The following is a 19,778-nucleotide window of genomic DNA, read 5'->3' on the forward strand; positions in this document are numbered from 1 at the left end:
ACGCCGGCGGGGCTGGAGTGGGCCGGAGTCGGGTGGGTACTGGTGCGGCGCCGCTGCGCGAGCGCCCCCTGGCTGCGCCCGGGCTTTCGGGGCTCCGCCCCGGATCCCGCGCCTCGAACGCCGGCGGGGCTGGATTCGGCCGGTGCGGGGTGGGGGGTACCGGGCGGTGTGGGGCGGGAGTTGGGCGGCGTAGGGTCTGGGGATGACTCGGTGGGTGGTGGGGGTTGCTGTCGGGGCGGTTGTGGCGGGGGTGCTGGTGGGGTGCGATGTGCCGCCTGCGCCTGCTGCTGCGCCGGGGCCCAGTGGGGTGCGGTCCCCCGTGCCCTCCGTGGTCCCCTCCGCGCCCACGGCGAAGGCTGCCGCGTGTCCTGAGGGTGGGGTACGGCTGCTCGAAGGGGCCGGGGACGCCGCCATGGGGCTGCGCGTCGCCGACATTCAGCTGGTGAACTGCGGGACGCAGCCCTACGTACTCGACGGCTATCCGGAGATCCGGTTGCTGGACAGGAAGCGGGCACCGGTCGAGGTGGCCGTCGTGCACGGAGCGGACGGGATCACCAGCGCCCCGACCGGCGTGGAGGGTGTCCCGCAGAAGGTGGAGCTCCAACCCGGCCAGGCGGCCGCCGTCGCCATGGTGTGGCGGAACCTGGTGACCGACTCCACGGTGCCCGCCGCCGAGGGGTGGGTGCTGGACGTGACCCCGCGCGCCGGTGCGCCCCGGGTGGAGCTGGAGCTGCGCCATTCCGTCGATCTCGGGAACACCGGGAAGCTCGGGATCAGCCCCTGGAAGGCGGCGGCCCGGTGATCATCTGGCTCAACGGGCCCTTCGGGGGCGGGAAGACGCAGACCGCGTACGCACTGCACCGGCGGCTGCCCGGCAGCGTCGTGTGCGATCCGGAGCACGTCGGGTTCGGGCTGCACCGCATGATGCCGCCGGCGCTGCGCGGGGACTTCCAGGACCTGCCGGCGTGGCGGCAGGGCGTGTTCGAGGTGCTGGAGCTGGCCGCGCGGCGGCATGCGGGGCCCGTCCTCGTGCCGATGACCGTGACGAAGCCGCGGTACTTCGCCGAGACGGTGGGGCGGCTGCGCGAAGCGGGGCACGACGTACGGCACTTCGCGCTGCTGGCCGAGCGGGCGACCGTACTGCGCCGGCTCAGTGAGCGCGGGCTCGGGCGCGGGCTGAAGCGGGAGAGCTTCGCGGTGGCCCGGCTCGACGGATGTCTGGAGGCACTGCGCGGACCGGAGTTCGCCGACCACCTGATCACCGACCATCTCACGGTGTCCCAGGTGGCGGGCCGGATCGCGGCCATGACCGGGCTGCGGGCCGCCCCGGACACCGACGGCCCGCTCCGGGCAAGGCTGCGGCGCGCGCTCGTCGGTGTCCGGCACATCCGGTTCGATTAGACACCCCCTAAAGCGAGTACGTCCCCCGGCGGAGGCTCCAGCGGGCCGGGAGGGCGGTGGCCGCCAGGCCCAGGGTCAGGGCCGCCGCCGCGAAGGAGGCGTACAGCATCGGCGGGATGTGCGGGGGCGCCCCCGTGACCGCCTTGGTCAGGGGGAACAGCGTGGCCAGGGCGATCGCGCTGCCCAGGGTGACGCCCGCCCCGCCGATCAGGAGGGCCTCCCAGCGGAGCATCCGCAGCACCTGGCGCCGGGTCGAGCCGACCAGGCGCAGCATCCGCAGCTCGCGGCGGCGGTCGAGGACGGTCATCACCAGGGTGTTGGCGGCGGCGACGGCCGCGAAGCCGCCGAGGACGGCCGCCATGACGGTGTTGGCCCAGGCGTTGACCTCGCGGTCCGTGTTCTGGGCGGTGGTCCACTCCGAGGTGGACATCGCGGACCCCGGGCCCGCCGGGACCGGTCCGCGGATCAGCAGTTCGGTGGCGCGCCCGGCGGTGGTGTGGCCGGTCAGGTCGGCCGCCGGGAGGGTGACCTGGCCGAGGCCGAGACCCCGGGTGTAGACGGCCACGATCTCGGGGTTCGCCGGGACCCCGTCGGGGAGGCGGAGTTCGACGCGGTCGCCGACCCCGAGGCGCGCGGACTGCGCGAGGCTGCGGTCCACGGCGACCGTGCCGGGGCGCAGAGCGGCGAGGCTGCCCTCGCGTACGCCCAGGTCCTGGACGGTGGTGACGTCGCCCGCTACGCCCTGTGCCGAGGCGGACTGGAGCCGCTGCTCGGGGCCCGTGCCGAACATCGCGAGGACGGAGGTGCGGGTGACCGCGACTCCCCCGCGGAGATCGGCGGGCGGGTCGGTGATCACGTGGTCGGCGAGCAGTCCGGCCTCCTGCTGCTGCCGGACGGCCTGTTCCTCACTGGTGTGCAGGAAGACCAGGGTCGAGGAGAAGGCCATGGCGAGCACGATCGGGGTGATCGCGGAGGCGAGCCGGCGGGCGTGGGCCCGGGAGTTGGCGGCGGCGAGCGAGCCGGACGCCCCGCCGGCGCGCAGCGGGAAGCCGAGTACGGCGGCGCAGGCGCGGGCGATCAGTGGGCCGAGCAGGGCCACGGCGAGCATGAAGAGCATGACCACGCCGAGCGCGGCGTTGGCGGCGTCCTCCCCGCCGGAGGTGGCGGCCAGGCCCGCGCAGGCGACCCCGCCGGCCAGGGCGGCGATGCCCAGCGGCGTACGGATCCACCCCGGCCGGAGGCGTTCCACGGCGGCCGCGGCCAGCGCCTGGCCGGGCCGGATCCGGGCGGGCCGGCGGGCGGCGGCCCAGCCCGCGAGCAGGGCGGTGACGAGGCCGGTGCCGGCGGCCGAGACGAGCGGGATCCAGGAGACGGTGAGCTCGACCCCGCCCGGGATCGCGCCCTTGGCCTGGAGCTGCCCGAACCACCAGGCGGCGAGGCCGATGCCGGGTACGCAGCCCAGCACACCCGCGGCGGGCGCGACGAGCAGGGCTTCGGTGGCGACGATGCGGCGGATCTGCCGCGGGGTGGCTCCGACGGCGCGCAGCAGGGCGAACTCGCGGGAGCGCTGCCCGACGGAGAGCGCGACCGTGCCGGCGGCGGTGAAGACGGCGACGAGGGTGGCGGTGCCGCCGAAGGAGCCACCGAGGCCGGTCAGCAGTTCCTTGGCGCCCGCGAGCCGCGGGTCCACGGCGCGGGCGGCGCCGGTCAGCACCTGGGCGCGGCCGTCGACGGCGGCGCGGACGCGCTCCGGGTCGGCGTCGAACAGGACGACGGCGTCGAGTGCGCCGGGGTGCCCGGACAGGGCGCGGGCCTCGGCGTCGGAGAACCAGACTCCGGTGCCTCCGGCCTGTCCCACGACCCGGAATTCGCGCTTCCCGACCGGGGTGTCGAGTGACACCCGATCGCCCTCGATCCCCGTACCCGTGCCCAGTACGACCTCCCCCGGAGCCCCCGGCGCCCGGCCGGCCGCGAGCGCCGCGCCCGTGAAGGCCGACGCGCCCCAGCCCGAGGCCTCCACGGCGGAGCCCGCATCGCCCCGTACCGGGAACACCACGTCGGGGACGGCCCGGCCGAGCGGGGCCAGGCGCTCCAGCAGGGCGGCGTCGACCCTGGCCCGCTCCGGGACCCGTACCGCCTCCTCGTAGGCGCCTTCGCCGCTGCCCACCTGCCGGCGGATCTGCTGGTCGGCGGCCACGACGACGGGGGCTTGGGCGTACCGGGTCGGCGGGAGGCCCGCCCGGGCTCCGCTCTCCAGCAGGATCCCGCAGGCGGAGACGATGGCGACGGTCATGAGCAGGGCGACGAAGGTGCCGGCGAAGGCGGCGGGCCGGAAACGCACCGCCGCCCGGGCCAGGCCGTTGGGACGGAGCAGCATCAGGCGGCCGCTCCCGCGTACGCGGCGGCGGGGGCGGGGGCACGGGCGGTGAGGGCGGTCATCCGGGCGGCGATGGTCGCGGCGGAGCTCTGCGACAGCCGGTCGGCGATCAGGCCGTCGGCGAGGAAGAGCACCTGGTCGGCGGCGGCCGCGGCGGCCGGGTCGTGGGTGACCATGACGATGGTGGCGCCGAGGGAGTCCACGGCGGACCGGAGCAGTCCGAGGACCTCGGCGGCGGTGGTGGTGTCGAGGGCGCCGGTGGGTTCGTCGGCGAAGACGACGTCGGGCCGGGTGACCAGTGCCCGCGCGATGGCGACGCGCTGCTGCTGGCCGCCGGAGAGCTCGGCGGGGCGGCGGCGGCCCTTGCCTTCGAGGCCGACGCGGGCGAGCAGGTCGGCGGCCCGGTCCCGGTCCTGGCGCCCGCCGGCGAGCCGCATCGGTAGCAGCACGTTCTGCTCCACGGTGAGGGAGGGCAGCAGGTTGAAGGCCTGGAAGACGAAGCCGAGGCGGCTGCGGCGCAGTTCGGTGAGCTCGTTCTCGTTCATGCCGGTGATCTCGGTGCCGCCGAGGCGGACGGAGCCCGCGGTGGGGACGTCCAGCCCGGCCGCGCACTGGAGGAAGGTGGACTTGCCGGAGCCGGAGGGCCCCATCACGGCGGTGTAGCTGCCGCGCGGCAGGCTGAGGTCGATCCCGCGCAGCGCGTGCACGGTGGCGGCCCCCCGCCCGTACTCGCGCCGCACGCCGCGCAGCTCTACGGCGGCCGTACCGTCGTACGCCGCCTGCGCGCTCTCGCGCTGCCGCCTGCTCCGCCGGAGCCCCATGGTGTGCCGCCTTCCGTACCCGTCGGTGATCGTGGTCCCGACGCTACGGACGGGGGGACGGGTGCGGACATGGCGGAGCCAGGCGGATCGTTGGTGGGGAAAACCCCCGTACGAAGGTCAGGGCGAGCGGCGGATGAGCAGCAGGGCGCGGTCGTCGTTGACGTCCTTGGCGACCTTTTCGATCAGGTGCCAGGCCGCGCCCTCCCACCCGGCGGCGACGTAGCGGTCGGCCTCGCCGGTGAGGCGGTCGATGCCCTCGCTGATGTCGCGGTCGGCGGTCTCGACCAGCCCGTCCGTGAAGAGCATGAGGACGTCGCCGCGGCGCAGGTTGCCGCGGGCGGGTTCGAACTCGGCGCCGTCGTACACGCCGAGCAGCGGGCCCTCGCCGGACCGCTCCTCCCAGCGGCCGGTGCCCGCGGAGAGCTGGAGGGCGGGCAGGTGGCCGGCGGAGAGGAGCTCGTAGTCGCCGGTCTCCAGGTCCAGGACGAGGTGGATGGAGGTGGCGAAGCCCTCGTCCCAGTCCTGGCGGAGCAGGTAGCCGTTGGCGGCGGGCAGGAAGCCGTGCGGGGGCAGGGCGCCGAGCAGGCCGCCGAACGCACCGGACAGCAGCAGGGCGCGGGAGCCGGCCTCCATGCCCTTGCCGGAGACGTCGGTCAGGACGATCTCCAGGGTCCGGCCGCCGTTCGTACGGGCGGCGACGACGAAGTCGCCGGAGAAGGACTGGCCGCCGGCCGGGCGCAGGGCCATCTCGCGGTGCCAGCCGCGCGGCAGGGCGGGCAGCTTGCTCTGGACCCGGATGCGTTCGCGCAGGTCGAAGAGCATGGTGCCGCCGCGCCGCCAGGGCACGCCGACGCGGCTGCGGAACTGTGCGATGACCAGTCCGAAGAATCCGCAGGCGGCCACGACCAGGACGGTGCCGGGGGTGACCCGGGCGGGGCCCTGGGTGTACGGCCCGAGGACCAGCGCCTCCACGATGAGGGCGGCGGCGGAGGCCGCGTACAGCGCGAGCAGGCTCGCGGGGCGCAGCAGCAGGCCGCCCGCGACGATCGGCAGGACGAGGGCGGCGGGCGAGAACCAGACGGGCAGCATGAGCGTGCCGCAGGCGATGGCGGGCACGGTCAGGAGCAGCCCGGCGAAGGCGAGCCAGTCGGAGGCGTCGCCGCGGAAGTAGTCGACGGCGGATTTGCGCAGGGCGGTGCGGGCCCGGTGCGACAGCATGCGCGTCCGGGCCATGAGCGTTTCCATGCGTGCTCCGGCCATTGCTTCGGGACCCTATCCATCCTGGCTGTGCGCGCGCAGGGGGACCCCCGGACCTGGGGCCCATCGGCAGCCGAAAAGGCTTCGACTGGGACGGAATGCCTTGATAGGGATGGCCGTATGGCTCTTGAGATGCGCGTATTGCAAGCCAATGAGTGGGATGTCTGGTATGACCATCTGGAACTGGCGTTCGGTGGCGTGCCCGACTCCCCCGCGGAGCGGAAACTCTACAAGTCACTGACCGAGACGGATCGTTCGCTCGGGGTCTGGGACGGCGAGACCTGTGTGGGCTCGGCCGGGGCGTTCACCTTCCGCCTCTCGGTGCCGGGCGGTGCGCTGGTTCCGGCCGCCGGGGTCACGACGGTGGGCGTCTCCCCCACCCACCGCCGGCGCGGGGTGCTGACCTCCATGATGCGCCGCCAATTGGACGACATCCGGGCGGGTGGCGAACCGATCGCCGTGCTGACGGCCTCGGATCCGGCGATCTACGGGCGTTTCGGTTACGGCACCGCGACGTACGCAATGGCCGTGGACATCGACACGACGCGGGTACGGCTGTCCGTGCCGCCGGGGACGGACGACGTACGGCTGCGGCTCGTCGACCCGGAGAAGGCGCTCGCCGACTGCGAGCGGGTGTACGCCGGGCTGGTCGCGGGACGCCCCGGGATGCCGGCCCGGCAGCCGGGCTGGGAGCGGCAGGGCCTGCTGGACCCGCCGGCCATGCGGGACGGCGCGTCGCCGCTGAAGTGCGTGGTCGCGGAGGCTCCGGACGGCGAGGTCGTCGGGTACGCGCGCTACCGGGTCAAGCCCGACTGGGACCAGAGCGGTTCGGCCGGCAAGGTCAGCGTCCTGCAGGTGGAGGCGCTGGAGCCGGCGGCGTACGCGGCGCTGTGGCGGTACTTCTTCGGCATCGACCTGACCTGGCGGGTGCAGGCGTACGGGCGGCCCGTGGACGATCCGGTACTGCACCTGGTCAGTGACATCCGACGGGTCCAGGCCCGGCAGCGCGACGCCCTGCACGTACGGCTGGTGGACCTGCCCGCGGCGCTCCGAGCGCGGGCGTACGGGACCGGGCTGGACGTGGTCATGCAGGTCGAGGACGCGTTCTGCCCGTGGAACGAGGGCCGCTGGCGCCTGACGGCCGAGGCCGGGGGCCCGGTCGCCTGTACCCGCTCGGACGCGCCGGCGGACCTGGAGCTGTCGGTACGCGAGCTGGGCTCGGCGTACCTCGGCGGGATCACCCTGACCTCGCTGGCGGCGGCCGGCCGGGTGCGCGAGCTGCGCCCGGGGGCCCTGGCTGCGGCCTCGCGGGCCTTCGGCGCCGATGTGGCGCCCTGGCTCCCGCACGGGTTCTAGGGAGACCCCCCAGGGCGTCACCGGGTCTGACAGGAGGGGCACCAGAAGAGGTTGCGCGCCGCCAGGTCGGCGGTGCGGACCTCGGTCCCGCAGATGTGGCAGGGCATGTTCGCCCTGCGGTAGACGTACACCTCGCCGCCGTGGTCGTCCACGCGCGGCGGGCGGCCCATGGCCTCGGGCAGGTGCTCGTCGCGGACGGTGTCGATCCGGTTGTTCCGTACGCCCTCGCGCATCAGCGCCGCCAGGTCCGCCCACATGGCGTCCCACTCGCCGCGCACGAGGTCCTTGCCGAGCCGGTACGGGTCGATGCCGTGCCGGAAGAGGACCTCGGCGCGGTAGACGTTGCCGACGCCCGCGATCACCTTCTGGTCCATGAGCAGGGCGGCGACGGTGGTGCGGGAGCGGGAGATCCGCTGCCAGGCGCGGTCCGGATCGTCGGCCGGGCGCAGCGGGTCGGGGCCGAGCCGCTCGTGTATCGCCTTCTTCTCGGCTTCGCCGATCAGTGCGCAGGCGGTGGGGCCGCGCAGGTCGGCCCAGTGCTCCGGGTTGAGCAGCCGCAGCCGGACCGTGTCCGTGGCCGGGGGCGCCGGGGCGGGGCCGAAGCCGAGCTTGCCGAACAGGCCCAGGTGGATGTGGATCCAGGCATCGCCGAGTTCCAGGAACAGGTGCTTGCCGTGCGCCTCGGCACTCTCCAGGTCCCGCCCGTCGAGCAGGGCGGCGCTCTCGGCGAAGCGGCCCTGCGGGCTGCTCACCCGGACCGGCTGCCCGGCGAAGCGCTCGGTGTGGTCCTGGGCGAGGCGGTGGATCGTATGCCCCTCGGGCACTGCACTGCTCCTACCTCTGGAAACGGCCGTGCCGCCGGGCCGGAGGCCTCGGCGGCACGGTGAAGCGGAAGATCAGCCCTGCGGGTGGTGGGCCGGGATCGGGGGGAGCTCGCCGGTCTGCTCGTACGCGGAGAGCATGTCGATGCGGCGGGTGTGGCGCTCCTCGCCGGAGTACGGGGTCGCCAGGAAGGCCTCGATGAAGGCGACGGCCTCGTCCTGCGTGTGCATGCGGCCGCCGACGGAGATCACGTTGGCGTTGTTGTGCTCACGGCCGAGCTTCGCGGTCTCGACGCTCCAGGCCAGGATGGCGCGGACGCCCTTGACCTTGTTCGCGGCGATCTGCTCGCCGTTGCCGGAGCCGCCGATGACGATGCCGAGGCCGTCGGCGTCGGCGGCGGTCTTCTCCGCGGCGCGCAGGCAGAACGGCGGGTAGTCGTCCACCGCGTCGTAGATGTGGGGCCCGCAGTCGACGGGCTCGTGGCCGTTGTTCTTGAGCCAGTCCACCAGGTGGTTCTTGAGCTCAAAGCCGGCATGGTCGGATCCGAGGTACACGCGCATGGGACGAGTGTGGCACGAGCGTGCCGGAAGGCCCGCAGAGGGTGTCGCGTAAGTCACTTCTAAAGCTCAAGTAAACCCAAAGAGCGCAGATGGGACAGGGGGGACCAAGGTCCTGGACGTTCGTCCCTAAGCAACGATCCGGATTGGGGTCTTCCGCCCTGCGTTCATCTCAGGTTTGAATGCCGGGGCTCGCAACCCGAGAACCTAAGGATCCGTCCATGAGCTCCACGACGACCCTTCAGAAGGAAGGCAACCCCACCGGAAACAACGGTGACGGTCAGCCCTCCGACGGTCTGAAGGCCGGTCTCAAGAACCGCCACCTGTCCATGATCGCCATTGGCGGCGTCATTGGCGCCGGCCTGTTCGTCGGCTCCGGCGGCGGTATCGCCAAGGCCGGCCCCGCCATCCTGATCTCGTACCTCCTCGTCGGCGCGCTGGTCGTCTTCGTGATGCGGATGCTCGGCGAGATGGCCGCCGCCAGCCCGAACTCGGGCTCCTTCTCCGCGTACGCCGACCGCGCGCTCGGCCGCTGGGCCGGCTTCTCCATCGGCTGGCTGTACTGGTTCTTCTGGGTCGTCGTGCTCGCCGTGGAGGCGACCGCCGGTGCGAAGATCCTCGAGGGCTGGGTCCCGGCCGTCCCGCAGTGGGGCTGGGCCCTGATCGTGATGGTGGTCCTGACGATCACCAACCTCGGCTCCGTCTCCTCCTACGGCGAGTTCGAGTTCTGGTTCGCCGGCATCAAGGTCGTCGCCATCGGCGCCTTCGTGATCGTCGGCATGCTCGCCGTCTTCGGCGTGCTGCCGGGTTCGGACAACCCGGGCGCGGGCTTCGCCCACCTCACCGACGCCGGCGGGTTCATGCCCAACGGCTGGGGCTCCATCCTCACCGGTGTGCTGATGGTCGTCTTCTCCTTCATGGGCAGCGAGATCGTCACCCTGGCCGCCGGCGAGTCCGAGGACCCGCGCCGCGCGGTCACCAAGGCCACCAACTCGGTGATCTGGCGCATCGGCATCTTCTACCTGGGCTCGATCTTCATCGTCCTCACCCTGCTGCCGTGGAACGACAAGTCGATCGTCGACAAGGGCTCGTACGTCGCCGCCCTGGACTCCATCGGCATCGCGCACGCCGGCCAGATCATGAACGTGATCGTCCTGACCGCCGTGCTGTCCTGCCTGAACTCGGGCATGTACACGGCCTCCCGCATGGCGTTCTCGCTGGGCGAGCGCGGTGACGCGCCCAAGATCTTCGCCAAGGTCAACAAGAGGGGCGTGCCCACGGCCGCCATCCTGGGCTCCGTGGTCTTCGGCTTCGCCGCCGTCTACTTCAACTACACCTCTCCGGACACCGTCTTCAGCTTCCTGCTGAACTCCTCGGGTGCGATCGCGCTCTTCGTGTGGCTGGTGATCTGCCTGACGCAGCTGCGGATGCGCAAGATCCTGGTGCGCGAGGCGCCGGACAAGCTGACGGTCAAGATGTGGCTCTTCCCGTACCTGACGTGGGCCACCGCCGCGATGATCACCTTCGTCCTGGGCTACATGGTCTACGACAAGGACAACCGCGAGACGGTCATGCTGTCGCTGCTGGTCGCCGCCGTCGTGCTGGTCATCGGCGTGGTGCGCGACGTGCGCCGCAAGGCCGCCGAGCGCGTCTAGGCACGTATGCGGTTGCACGGCAGCCCCGGACCACCAGGTGTGGTCCGGGGCTGCCGTGTTTGCGCTGCGGCCGGTCGGCTACTTGCGGCCGACCAGCTTCCACGTGGCGGGCAGCAGGCCCATCGCCAGCGCGGCCTTGAGCGCGTCGCCGATCAGGAACGGGGTCAGCCCCGCCGCGACGGCCGCGCCGAAGGACATCCCGGTGGACAGCGCCAGGTACGGCACGCCCACGGCGTAGATCAGGGCCGAGCCCAGCGCCATCGCGCCCGCCGTACGGAGGACCGAGCGGTCGGCGCCGCGGCGGGCCAGCGCGCCCACGACGGTGGCGGCGAGGAGCATGCCGAGCACGTAGCCGAACGAGGCACCGCCCGCGCCGGAGGTGCCGCCCGCGAACCACGGCACGCCCGCCATGCCGACGAGGGCGTACAGGGCGAGCGAGAGGAAGCCGCGGCGGGCGCCGAACGCGGTACCGACCAGCAGGGCCGCGAAGGTCTGGCCGGTGACCGGGACCGGGGAGCCGGGGACGGGCACGGCGATCTGCGCGGCGAGGCCGGTGAGCGCGGCTCCGCCGGCGACGAGCGCGATGTCGCGGACGCGGCTCGCGGGCAGCAGGTCGGCCAGGACGGCGCCGGGGCGGAAGGAGACGGAAGCAGTGCTCATCGGAGGCTCCGCGGGGTGAGGGTGACGGGACGATCACCGACGCTAGTGCGCGGCCGGGCGCCGCCCCACCTCCGGCCGGGACAAAGCCCTGCTCACCGGTTTGGTGGGGAGTGCACAAAGAGGCGGGTTCACACCTGAGGTGGAGTGATCCGCGTCACGAGCCAGATTCAGACACCACGTCCGTTTTGCGCGGATGGGCGCCGTCCGGTGAGACTGTAGGGTCCCGCCAATCCGAATGCGGAGCCCCCACCGCCGCTGCCGAGCACGAGAGTACGAGCATCCACTCATGCGCGACCGCTTGCCCACCACCCCTCCCACAGGACCGACCAGGCCCAACCCTCTCGGCGGGCCCGAGTTTCCCGTGGAACCCCTCAGCCACAGCCTCAAGCAGCGCCACCTGACCATGCTGGGCCTCGGCGGCGTGATCGGCGCCGGGCTGTTCGTCGGCTCCGGCGCCGGCATCGGCATCGCCGGCCCCGCGATCATCTGCTCGTACCTGCTCGCGGGCGCCCTCGCCATGCTGGTGATGCGCGCGCTCGGCGAGATGTCGGCGGCGATGCCCGCCTCCGGCTCGTTCTCCGTGTACGCGGAGAAGGCGCTGGGGCGCTGGGCCGGGTTCTCGGCGGGCTGGCTCTACTGGTTCCTGCTGGTCGTGGTGCTGGCGGTGGAGGCCACCGGCGCGGCGAAGATCGCGAACAGCTGGCTCCCCTCGGTCGACCAGTGGGTCTGGGTGCTGATCTTCATGGTGGTCTTCACCGTGAGCAACCTGGCCGCCGTGAAGAACTTCGGCGAGTTCGAGTTCTGGTTCGCGGCCCTCAAGGTCGGCGCGATCGTCCTCTTCCTGATCCTCGGCACCCTCGCGATCTTCGGCCTGCTGCCCGACACGGATCCCATCGGCATGGCCAACCTGACCGGCCAGGGCGGGTTCTTCCCCGAGGGCTTCGGCGGGGTGGTCGCCGGCATGCTCGCGGTCATCTTCGCCTTCGGCGGCCTGGAGGTCGTCACCATCGCGGCCGCCGAGTCCGACGACCCGGCCAAGTCCGTGGCCCGCGCGGTGCGCAGCGCCGTGTGGCGCATCCTCTTCTTCTACGTCGGCTCGATGGTGGTCATCGTGACCCTGCTGCCGTGGCACTCGCTGGAGCCGGGGCAGAGTCCGTACGTCGCCGTCCTGGACTCCATCGGGATCCCGGGGGCCGGCCAGATCATGAACATCGTGGTGTTCGTGGCGCTGCTGTCGGCGCTCAACGCCAACCTGTACGGCTCCTCGCGCATGGTGTTCTCGCTGGCCGAGCGCGGCGATGCGCCCAAGGCGCTGCTGAAGGTGTCGGGCGGCGGGGTGCCGCGGCGGGCCGTGTTCGCCTCGGTGACCTTCGGGTTCGTGTCGGTGGTGCTGAACCTGCTGTGGCCGGACACGGTCTTCCTCTACATGCTCAACGCGGTCGGCGCGGTGCTGCTGTTCGTGTGGGCGCTGATCGCGGTCTCGGAGCTGAAGCTGCGGCGGATACTGGAGCGGGAGATGCCGGAGCGCCTGACGCTGCGGATGTGGTGCTTCCCGTACCTGACATGGGTGGCGCTGCTCGGCATGGCGGCGGTGCTGGTGCTGATGCTGTTCGACGACTCGGCCCGGCCGCAGCTGCTGTGGTCCTCGGGTGCGGCCGCGGCGGTCCTCGTGGTGGCGTGGGTGCGCGAGCTCAGGGCGCGCCGGGCTGTCTGACGCCTGCACGAACCGGCCCGCTGTCCGGATATTGGACAGAGAATGTTCGATAATCGGACAGTGGGCACTATGACCCCATGAGTCAGAGCACCATCACACCCCCCGAACAGCAGCACGGCACGGCAGCGCCGGCCGACGGCGGATCCCCCCTCGGCAACGGCCTCAAGCAGCGCCACCTTTCGATGATCGCCCTCGGCGGGGTCATCGGCGCCGGCCTCTTCGTGGGCTCCGGCGCCGGCATCGCCGCCGCGGGTCCCTCGATCGTGATCGCGTACGCCGTGTCCGGTCTGCTCGTGATGTTCGTGATGCGGATGCTCGGCGAGATGTCCGCCGCGAACCCCGCCTCCGGCTCGTTCTCCGTGCACGCGGACCGGGCGATCGGCCCGTGGGCCGGGTTCACGGCCGGCTGGATGTTCTGGACCCTGCTGTGCGTGGGCGTGGCCATCGAGGCGATCGGCGCGGCGCACATCATGACCGGCTGGTTCCCCGGCACCCCGTCCTGGATGTGGGTGCTGGCCTTCATGGCGCTGTTCTGCGGCTCCAACCTGGCCGCCGTCTCCAACTTCGGCGAGTTCGAGTTCTGGTTCGCCGCCCTCAAGATCGGTGCGATCGCGCTCTTCCTGGGTCTGGGCGTGCTGGCCGTCCTGGGCCTGCTGCCCGGCACCTCCTCCCCCGGCACCGCCAACCTGCTGCACGACGGCGGGTTCCTGCCCAACGGCATGGACGGCCTGCTGGTCGGACTGCTCGCCTCGGTCGTCGCGTACGGCGGCCTGGAGACGGTGACCATCGCGGCCGCCGAGTCGGAGAACCCCGTCAAGGGCGTGGCCCGGGCCGTGAAGACCACCATGTGGCGGATCGCGATCGTCTACGTCGGCTCCATGCTGGTCATCGTCACTCTGCTGCCGTGGAACGACCCGGCGGTGACCGAGGACGGCCCGTACGCGGCCGCCCTGGACCACCTGGGGATCCCGGCCGCCGGCGAGATCATGAACGCGGTCATCCTGATCGCCCTGCTGTCGGCGATGAACGCCAACATCTACGGTTCCTCGCGCATGGCCTACTCGCTCGTCTCCCGCGGCCAGGGTCCGAAGGCGCTGGGCAAGGTCAGCGGCCGGGTGCCGCGCCGCGCGGTGCTCGCCTCCTGCGGGTTCGGCTTCGTCACCGTGCTGCTGTCGTACTGGTACCCGGACACCCTGTTCGCCTGGCTGCTGAACATGGTCGGCGGGGTCATCCTCGTCGTCTGGGGGTTCATCGCCGTCTCGCAGTTCGCGCTCCGGCGCCGGCTGGAGCGGGAGGCTCCGGACAAGCTGGTCGTGAAGATGTGGGGCTTCCCGTACCTGACCTGGGTGGCGCTGGCCGGTGTGGCCGGGGTCCTGGTCCTGATGGTTCTGGACCAGGACACCCGGGTCCAGGTGGTCTTCACCGGCGGCCTCACCGCCGCCCTGGCGGCGACCGGCTACGTGATGCAGCGCCGGGCGGCGACCGCCCGCTGAGACATGCCCCGTCCCCGGTGGGCCCCGTGCGTTCGCACGGGGCCCACCCGCGTTTTACAGGGGTGACCCTTACGTGATCACTGGAATAGATGCTGCTAGCGTGCAGTTGCGCATTGATTGCAATAAGCAGTTGGCACGCTGAGGGGACCGGATAACACGCATGGCCATCTACACGCTTCCTGAGCTTCCGTACGACTACGCGGCGCTGGAGCCGGTGATCAACCCGCAGATCATCGAGCTGCACCACGACAAGCACCACGCGGCCTACGTCGCCGGCGCCAACACCACGCTGGAACAGCTGGCGGAGGCGCGCGACAAGGAGAACTGGGGCGCGCTCAACGGCCTGGAGAAGAGCCTGGCCTTCCACCTCTCCGGCCACATCCTGCACAGCATCTACTGGCACAACATGGCCAGCCCGAAGACCGGCGAGGGCGGCGGCGAGCCCACCGCCGCGGACGGCGTCGGAGAGCTCGCGGACGCGATCGCCGAGTCCTTCGGCTCCTTCGCGAAGTTCAAGAAGCAGCTGACCTTCGCGTCCTCCGCGACGCAAGGCTCCGGATGGGGCGTGCTCGCGTACGAGCCGATCAGCGGCCGTCTGATCGTCGAGCAGGTCTACGACCACCAGGGCAACGTCGGCCAGGCCTCGGTTCCGATCCTGGTCTTCGACGCCTGGGAGCACGCCTTCTACCTGCAGTACAAGAACCAGAAGGTGGACTTCATCGAGGCCATGTGGAACGTCGTCAACTGGCAGGACGTGGCCGGGCGCTACGCCGACGCCAAGGCCAACACCCCGCTGCTGATCCCCGTCAAGGGCTGATCACAGCTCCACCGAGCCCTCCCCCAGCCTTCGGCCGGGAGGTGCCCCCAGCCTCGTGATCGTCTTCTCAGCCTTCGCGTGTGGGGGTGTTCAACGGAAGACCCCCGCAAGGACGTGACTTGCGGGGGTCTTCCGTGTGTTCGACAGCAGGCCTACTCGAAGGACGGGCCCTTGGTGCGGGTGCGCTTGATCTCGTAGAAGCCGGGGGTGGAGGCGACCAGCAGGGTGCCGTCCCACAGCCGGGCGGCGGACTCGCCGCGCGGGGTCGGGGTGACGACCGGACCGAAGAAGGCCACCTCGTCGCCCTCGGCGCCGGGCACGGAGATCACCGGGGTGCCGACCTCCTGGCCGACGCGCTCGATGCCGTCGTTGTGGGAGTCGCGCAGCACCTGGTCGTACTCGTCGGAGTCGGCGTAGGCGAGCAGCTCGGCCGGCAGGCCGACCTCCTCCAGCGCCTCGGCGATGACCTCGCGGGTCGCGCCCTTGTCCTCGTTGTGGATCCGGGTGCCGAGCGCGGTGTAGAGCTTGCCGGTGATCTCCTCACCGTGCTTCTGCTGGGCCGCGATGACGACGCGGACCGGCGCCCAGCCCTTGGGGCCGAGCAGCTCGCGGTAGCGCTCGGGCAGCTCGTCGAGCTTGTTCTCGTTGAGGACGGCGAGGCTCATCACGTGCCAGCGCACCTCGACGTCGCGGACCTTCTCGACCTCCAGCATCCAGCGGGACGTCATCCAGGCCCAGGGGCAGAGCGGGTCGAACCAGAAGTCGACCGGGGTCTTCTCGCGCACCTGGGTGTCGGCCATGTCTCTCCTAGAGTCGCGTGTGCATCACTGGTCGTGATTCCCCCTCGCCAACCAGGCCGGGCCCGCCCGCATTCCCCCGTGCGAGGATTCCGTCAGGTATCGCGATCACGCACGAAGGAGTGCACGTGCCCGGAGAGAATCTGTCCCGTGACGAGGCCCGCGAGCGGGCCGAGCTGCTGTCCGTCGACGGGTACGAGGTGGTCCTCGACCTGAGGTCCGCCGTGGACGAGGCCGAACCGGCCGACGGTCCCCGGACCTTCCGCTCGGTGACCACGATCCGCTTCCGGGCCGCGGCCCCCGGCTCGGCCACCTTCGCCGACCTCGTCGCCCCGTCGGTGAACTCCGTCACCCTCAACGGGCGGGAGCTGGACCCGGCCGCCGTCTTCGACGGGGCGCGGATCGCGCTGGCCGATCTGGCCGCCGAGAACGTCCTGGTGGTGGACGCGAACTGCGCGTACAGCCGGACGGGCGAGGGAATGCACCGCTTCGTCGACCCGGAGGACGGCGAGGTCTACCTCTACACGCAGTACGAGCCGGCCGACGCCCGCCGCGTGTACGCGAACTTCGAGCAGCCCGACCTGAAGGCCCCGTACCGCTTCGAGGTGACCGCGCCGGAGGGCTGGCACGTCTGGAGCAACGGCGCCGAGGAGTCCCGCGAGGGCCAGACCCGGCGCTTCGCCGAGACCGCGCCGATCTCCACGTACATCACGTGCGTGGTGGCGGGCCCGTACCACTACGTGACGGACACCTACACGCGCGGGGACCTGACGATCCCGCTGGGCGCGATGTGCCGCAAGGGGCTGGCGAAGCACTTCGACGCGGACGACGTCTTCCTCGTCACCAAGCAGGGCTTCGACTTCTTCCACGAGCACTTCGACTACCCGTACCCCTTCGGGAAGTACGACCAGGCCTTCGTGCCCGAGTACAACCTGGGCGCGATGGAGAACCCGGGGATGGTGACCTTCCGCGAGGAGTACATCTTCCGCGGCAAGGTGACGCGGGCCGCCTACGAGCGCCGCTGCAACACGATCCTGCACGAGATGGCCCACATGTGGTTCGGCGACCTCGTCACCATGAAGTGGTGGGACGACCTGTGGCTGAAGGAGTCCTTCGCGGACTTCATGGGCTCCTTCTCGCAGGTGGAGGCGACCCGCTTCGACCAGGCGTGGGTGACCTTCGCCAACAACCGCAAGGCGTGGGCGTACCGGGCCGACCAGCTCCCCTCCACGCACCCGATCACGGCCGACATCCGTGACCTGGAGGACGCGAAGCTCAACTTCGACGGCATCACGTACGCCAAGGGCGCGGCGGTGCTCAAGCAGCTCGTCGCGTACGTGGGCCGGGACGCGTTCCTGGAGGGCGCGCGGCGCTACTTCAAGGCCAACGCGTACGGGAACACCACGCTGGACAATCTGCTGTCGGTGCTCGGCGAGGTCTCCGGGCGGGACATGGCCGAGTGGTCGCGGGCCTGGCTCCAGACGGCCGGCGTGAACGTGCTGACGCCGGTGGTGACGTACGACGCGGGCGGCCGGGTGACCGAGCTGTCGGTGGTCCAGGAGGGCGACGAGCTGCGCCCCCACCGGGTGGCGGTCGGCCTGTACCGGCTGGAGGACGGCGCGCTGGTCCGTTACGCGCAGGCCGAGGCGGACGTGGCCGGCGCCTCGACGGTCGTGGCGAAGCTGGCCGGGCAGGAGCGGCCCGACCTGGTACTGGTCAACGACGACGACCTCACGTACTGCAAGATGCGCTTCGACGAGGGCTCGCTGGCGACGCTGCGCCAGCGGCTCGGGAGCGTGGCGGACCCGCTGGCGCGGGCGCTGTGCTGGTCGGCGCTGTGGAACCTGACGCGTGACGGGCTGATGCCGGCGCGCGACTTCATCTCGATGGTGCTGGCCCACGCCGGCCGCGAGAGCGACGTCGGCGTGCTCCAGATGCTGCACTCGCAGGTGCTGGCCGCGGTCACGCACTACGCGGCGGCCGGCTGGCGCGAACAGGGCGGCCGGGTGCTGTCGGCGGTCGCGCTGCAGGAGCTGCGGCTGGCGGAGCCGGGCTCGGAGCACCAGCTGACCTGGGCCCGCTTCTTCGCGGCGGGCGCGGCGACGGAGGGCGACTTCCAGCTGCTGCTGGGGCTGCTGGAGGGTTCGGCGCGGATCGACGGGCTGGACGTGGACCAGGAGCTGCGGTGGGACTTCCTGCTGCCGCTGGCCGCGCACGGCGCGGTGGACGAGGCCGTGCTGACGGCGGAACTGGCGCGCGACGACACGGCGTCGGGCAAGCGGCACCAGGTGCGGTGCCTCGCGGCGCGGCCGTCCGAGGCGGTCAAGGACCAGGCGTGGGCGGCGGTCGTCGAGTCCGACGCCCTGTCGAACGCGCTGGTGGAGGCGACGATCGCGGGCATGCAGCAGCCTTCGCAGCGGGCCCTGCTGGCGCCCTACGCGGGGCGCTACTTCGAGGTGATCGAGCGGATCTGGGCGGACCGGTCGATCCAGATCGGCATGCACGTGGTGAAGGGGATGTACCCCTCGCTGGAGGACTCGGAGCCGACGCTGGCCGCCACGGACGCCTGGCTCGCCGCGCACGCCGATGCCGCTCCGGCGCTGCGCCGCCTGGTGCTGGAGGCCCGTGACGACCTGGCGCGGGCGCTGCGGGCGCAGGCCTGCGACGCGGCCTCCGCCGCGGGTTCGGCCGCGGGTTCGGCCGCGGGTTCGGCCGCGGTCTAGCGAACGCGTCGGCCGGGCCGGGCCGCCTTGGCGGACCGGCCCGGCCGAGGGATGCGAACGGCGCTATCGGCTTTCGAACGGCCGTACTTTAGTGCGGTCTTGTCCGGTTTTGTCGACGGGTGCGTAACAGGGGTTAGCAGGGCCGGGGCGGGTGGGAATCTCCGCCGCATGAACCACGACGCACCCCTCCCCCTCGCCCACCTCACCGGCAGCCGCCCCCGCATCATGAGCCTCGCCCAGCTCCGCGAGCACGGCGTCAGCGCCTCCGAAGCCGCCGAGCGGCCCTGGCAGGAGATCCTGCCGGGGGTGTTCCTCCTCCACCCCGGCGCCGCGACCAGCGAGGAGCGCCTGCACGCCGCCCTGCTGTACGCGGGCCGCCGCAGCGGCGAGGCCATGGTCACCGGGCTCGCGGCCCTCGCGCTGTACCGGTTCGCCTCCGCGCCCGCGCTGCTCGCCCTCACGCAGATCGACGTGCTGGTGCCCCACACCCGCCGGCTCCGCTCCGTCGGCACCGTCCGGATCGTGCGGACGCACACCCCGCCCCGCCCGCAGCAGGTGACCGGGCTGCCCGTCGCCCCCGTGGCCCGGGCGCTGGCCGACGCGGTCTCCCAGCTCTCCGACGCCGGCACCGTACGCCGCCTGCTCAGCGAGGCCGTCCGCGGCGGGCACTGCGAACCAGCGGCCGTCGTACGGGAGTTGACGGTGGCCCGACTGCTGAATCGCTCCCACGTCGTGGACGCCGTCGAGTCCCTGCTCGCGGAGGGCCGGGCCATCGCCGAGGACCGGCTGTACCAGCTCGTACGGGGCCACGAGCTCCCCGAGCCGGTCTGGAACGTGGACCTGCGCCTGCCCGGCGGCCCGCACCTCGGCGGGGTCGACGCGTACTGGCCCGACCAGGCCGTCGCCGTGGAGATCGACACCCGCGCGCCCCGGCAGGGCGAGGACGAGCAGTTCTCGGAGGCCGTCCGCAAGCGGGAGACCCTGGAGCGGCTCGGGGTGACCGTCCTGCACATCACCCCGCGCAAGCTGCGCGACTGGCCCGAGCAGCAGGCCGCGGTGGTCCGGACCGCGCTGACGGCGTCCGCCGACCGCGAACCGGCCGCATACCTGGTCGTCCTGCCCAGGTGAGGGAGCCGGCCGACGCCGGCCGGTCCCGTACGCCCGTCTGACGGAGCATCACGCGCGCACGCGCGTGCGCTGAGACGCCCGAAGTTGTCACACCCGATCTGAGACCGCACACCGCCTCACCCTCGCGACGAGGTCGGGAAGTCGACAAAGCAACTCTTCAACCCCTGTGATTCGTGTGAGTACGCCCCGGTACGGCCTCG

At 72.1% G+C, this 19,778-nt stretch carries 16 protein-coding genes; 9 read left to right on the top strand and 7 right to left on the bottom strand.

All coding sequences use genetic code 11. The features are described from left to right. The first annotated feature begins 319 nt into the window (after positions 1-319). Both ACIQU4_RS17110 and ACIQU4_RS17115 read left to right on the top strand, forming a co-directional pair. Positions 320-802 (top strand): DUF4232 domain-containing protein, encoded by a 483-nt coding sequence (locus ACIQU4_RS17110; RefSeq protein ID WP_403730708.1) that lies wholly within the window; start codon positions 320-322, stop codon positions 800-802. Further along, on the top strand, positions 799-1,401 hold the full coding sequence (locus ACIQU4_RS17115) for an AAA family ATPase (protein ID WP_403730710.1): 603 nt from the start codon (positions 799-801) through the stop codon (positions 1,399-1,401). The genes ACIQU4_RS17110 and ACIQU4_RS17115 overlap by 4 nt, the downstream gene beginning before the upstream one ends. A gap of 7 nt (positions 1,402-1,408) precedes the next feature. On the opposite strand, the gene ACIQU4_RS17120 is transcribed toward ACIQU4_RS17115, so the two are convergent. From ACIQU4_RS17120 to ACIQU4_RS17130, 3 genes are all read right to left on the bottom strand, one after another. Beyond that, complete coding sequence (locus ACIQU4_RS17120; protein WP_403730713.1) at positions 1,409-3,778, bottom strand: FtsX-like permease family protein; 2,370 nt, start codon at positions 3,776-3,778, stop codon at positions 1,409-1,411. Further along, a complete protein-coding gene (locus ACIQU4_RS17125) occupies positions 3,778-4,599 on the bottom strand; it encodes an ABC transporter ATP-binding protein (RefSeq protein WP_403730716.1) in 822 nt (273 codons plus the stop codon). Before ACIQU4_RS17125 ends, ACIQU4_RS17120 begins: the two co-directional genes overlap by 1 nt. A 117-nt stretch (positions 4,600-4,716) precedes the next feature. Beyond that, the gene (locus ACIQU4_RS17130) at positions 4,717-5,844 is read right to left on the bottom strand and encodes a PP2C family protein-serine/threonine phosphatase (protein ID WP_403730719.1); all 1,128 of its coding nucleotides are present in this window, start codon (positions 5,842-5,844) and stop codon (positions 4,717-4,719) included. Between the two features lie 132 nt (positions 5,845-5,976). Between ACIQU4_RS17130 and ACIQU4_RS17135 the strand changes: the two genes are divergently transcribed. After that, positions 5,977-7,212 (top strand): GNAT family N-acetyltransferase, encoded by a 1,236-nt coding sequence (locus ACIQU4_RS17135; RefSeq protein WP_403730722.1) that lies wholly within the window; start codon positions 5,977-5,979, stop codon positions 7,210-7,212. Positions 7,213-7,229: 17 nt separating this feature from the next. Here the strand turns inward: ACIQU4_RS17135 and ACIQU4_RS17140 are convergent, their stop codons facing one another. Both ACIQU4_RS17140 and ACIQU4_RS17145 read right to left on the bottom strand, forming a co-directional pair. Further along, positions 7,230-8,036: an Fpg/Nei family DNA glycosylase gene (locus ACIQU4_RS17140; RefSeq protein WP_403730725.1), complete on the bottom strand. Its 807-nt coding sequence runs from the start codon at positions 8,034-8,036 to the stop codon at positions 7,230-7,232. Positions 8,037-8,108: 72 nt separating this feature from the next. Then, positions 8,109-8,594 (bottom strand): ribose-5-phosphate isomerase, encoded by a 486-nt coding sequence (locus ACIQU4_RS17145; RefSeq protein ID WP_403730727.1) that lies wholly within the window; start codon positions 8,592-8,594, stop codon positions 8,109-8,111. A gap of 218 nt (positions 8,595-8,812) precedes the next feature. On the opposite strand from ACIQU4_RS17145, the gene ACIQU4_RS17150 reads away from it, so the two are divergent. Beyond that, complete coding sequence (locus ACIQU4_RS17150; protein WP_403730730.1) at positions 8,813-10,246, top strand: amino acid permease; 1,434 nt, start codon at positions 8,813-8,815, stop codon at positions 10,244-10,246. Positions 10,247-10,324: 78 nt separating this feature from the next. Here the strand turns inward: ACIQU4_RS17150 and ACIQU4_RS17155 are convergent, their stop codons facing one another. Continuing rightward, the gene (locus ACIQU4_RS17155) at positions 10,325-10,906 is read right to left on the bottom strand and encodes a biotin transporter BioY (protein WP_403730733.1); all 582 of its coding nucleotides are present in this window, start codon (positions 10,904-10,906) and stop codon (positions 10,325-10,327) included. Between the two features lie 286 nt (positions 10,907-11,192). On the opposite strand from ACIQU4_RS17155, the gene ACIQU4_RS17160 reads away from it, so the two are divergent. From ACIQU4_RS17160 to ACIQU4_RS17170, 3 genes are all read left to right on the top strand, one after another. Beyond that, positions 11,193-12,620, top strand: a complete 1,428-nt coding sequence (locus tag ACIQU4_RS17160) for an amino acid permease (RefSeq protein WP_403730736.1) — start codon at positions 11,193-11,195, stop codon at positions 12,618-12,620. Positions 12,621-12,697: 77 nt separating this feature from the next. Then, on the top strand, positions 12,698-14,113 hold the full coding sequence (locus ACIQU4_RS17165; protein WP_403730739.1) for an amino acid permease: 1,416 nt from the start codon (positions 12,698-12,700) through the stop codon (positions 14,111-14,113). Positions 14,114-14,273: 160 nt separating this feature from the next. Beyond that, positions 14,274-14,930 carry a superoxide dismutase gene (locus ACIQU4_RS17170; protein WP_403730742.1) on the top strand — a complete coding sequence of 219 codons (657 nt, stop codon included), beginning with the start codon at positions 14,274-14,276 and terminating at the stop codon, positions 14,928-14,930. Between the two features lie 152 nt (positions 14,931-15,082). Here ACIQU4_RS17170 and ACIQU4_RS17175 read toward each other — a convergent pair whose 3' ends face one another. Continuing rightward, positions 15,083-15,730 (bottom strand): DsbA family protein, encoded by a 648-nt coding sequence (locus ACIQU4_RS17175; RefSeq protein WP_403730745.1) that lies wholly within the window; start codon positions 15,728-15,730, stop codon positions 15,083-15,085. A 125-nt stretch (positions 15,731-15,855) separates the two neighbouring features. On the opposite strand from ACIQU4_RS17175, the gene pepN reads away from it, so the two are divergent. Both pepN and ACIQU4_RS17185 read left to right on the top strand, forming a co-directional pair. Then, entirely contained in the window at positions 15,856-18,450 is a 2,595-nt protein-coding gene (gene pepN / locus ACIQU4_RS17180; RefSeq protein ID WP_403730748.1) for an aminopeptidase N, read from the top strand. A 168-nt stretch (positions 18,451-18,618) separates the two neighbouring features. Beyond that, positions 18,619-19,578 carry a hypothetical protein gene (locus tag ACIQU4_RS17185; RefSeq protein WP_403730751.1) on the top strand — a complete coding sequence of 320 codons (960 nt, stop codon included), beginning with the start codon at positions 18,619-18,621 and terminating at the stop codon, positions 19,576-19,578. The last annotated feature ends 200 nt before the right edge of the window (positions 19,579-19,778 follow it).

The organism is Streptomyces sp. NPDC090741 (genome assembly GCF_044769045.1).
Taxonomy (GTDB): Bacteria; Actinomycetota; Actinomycetes; order Streptomycetales; family Streptomycetaceae; genus Streptomyces.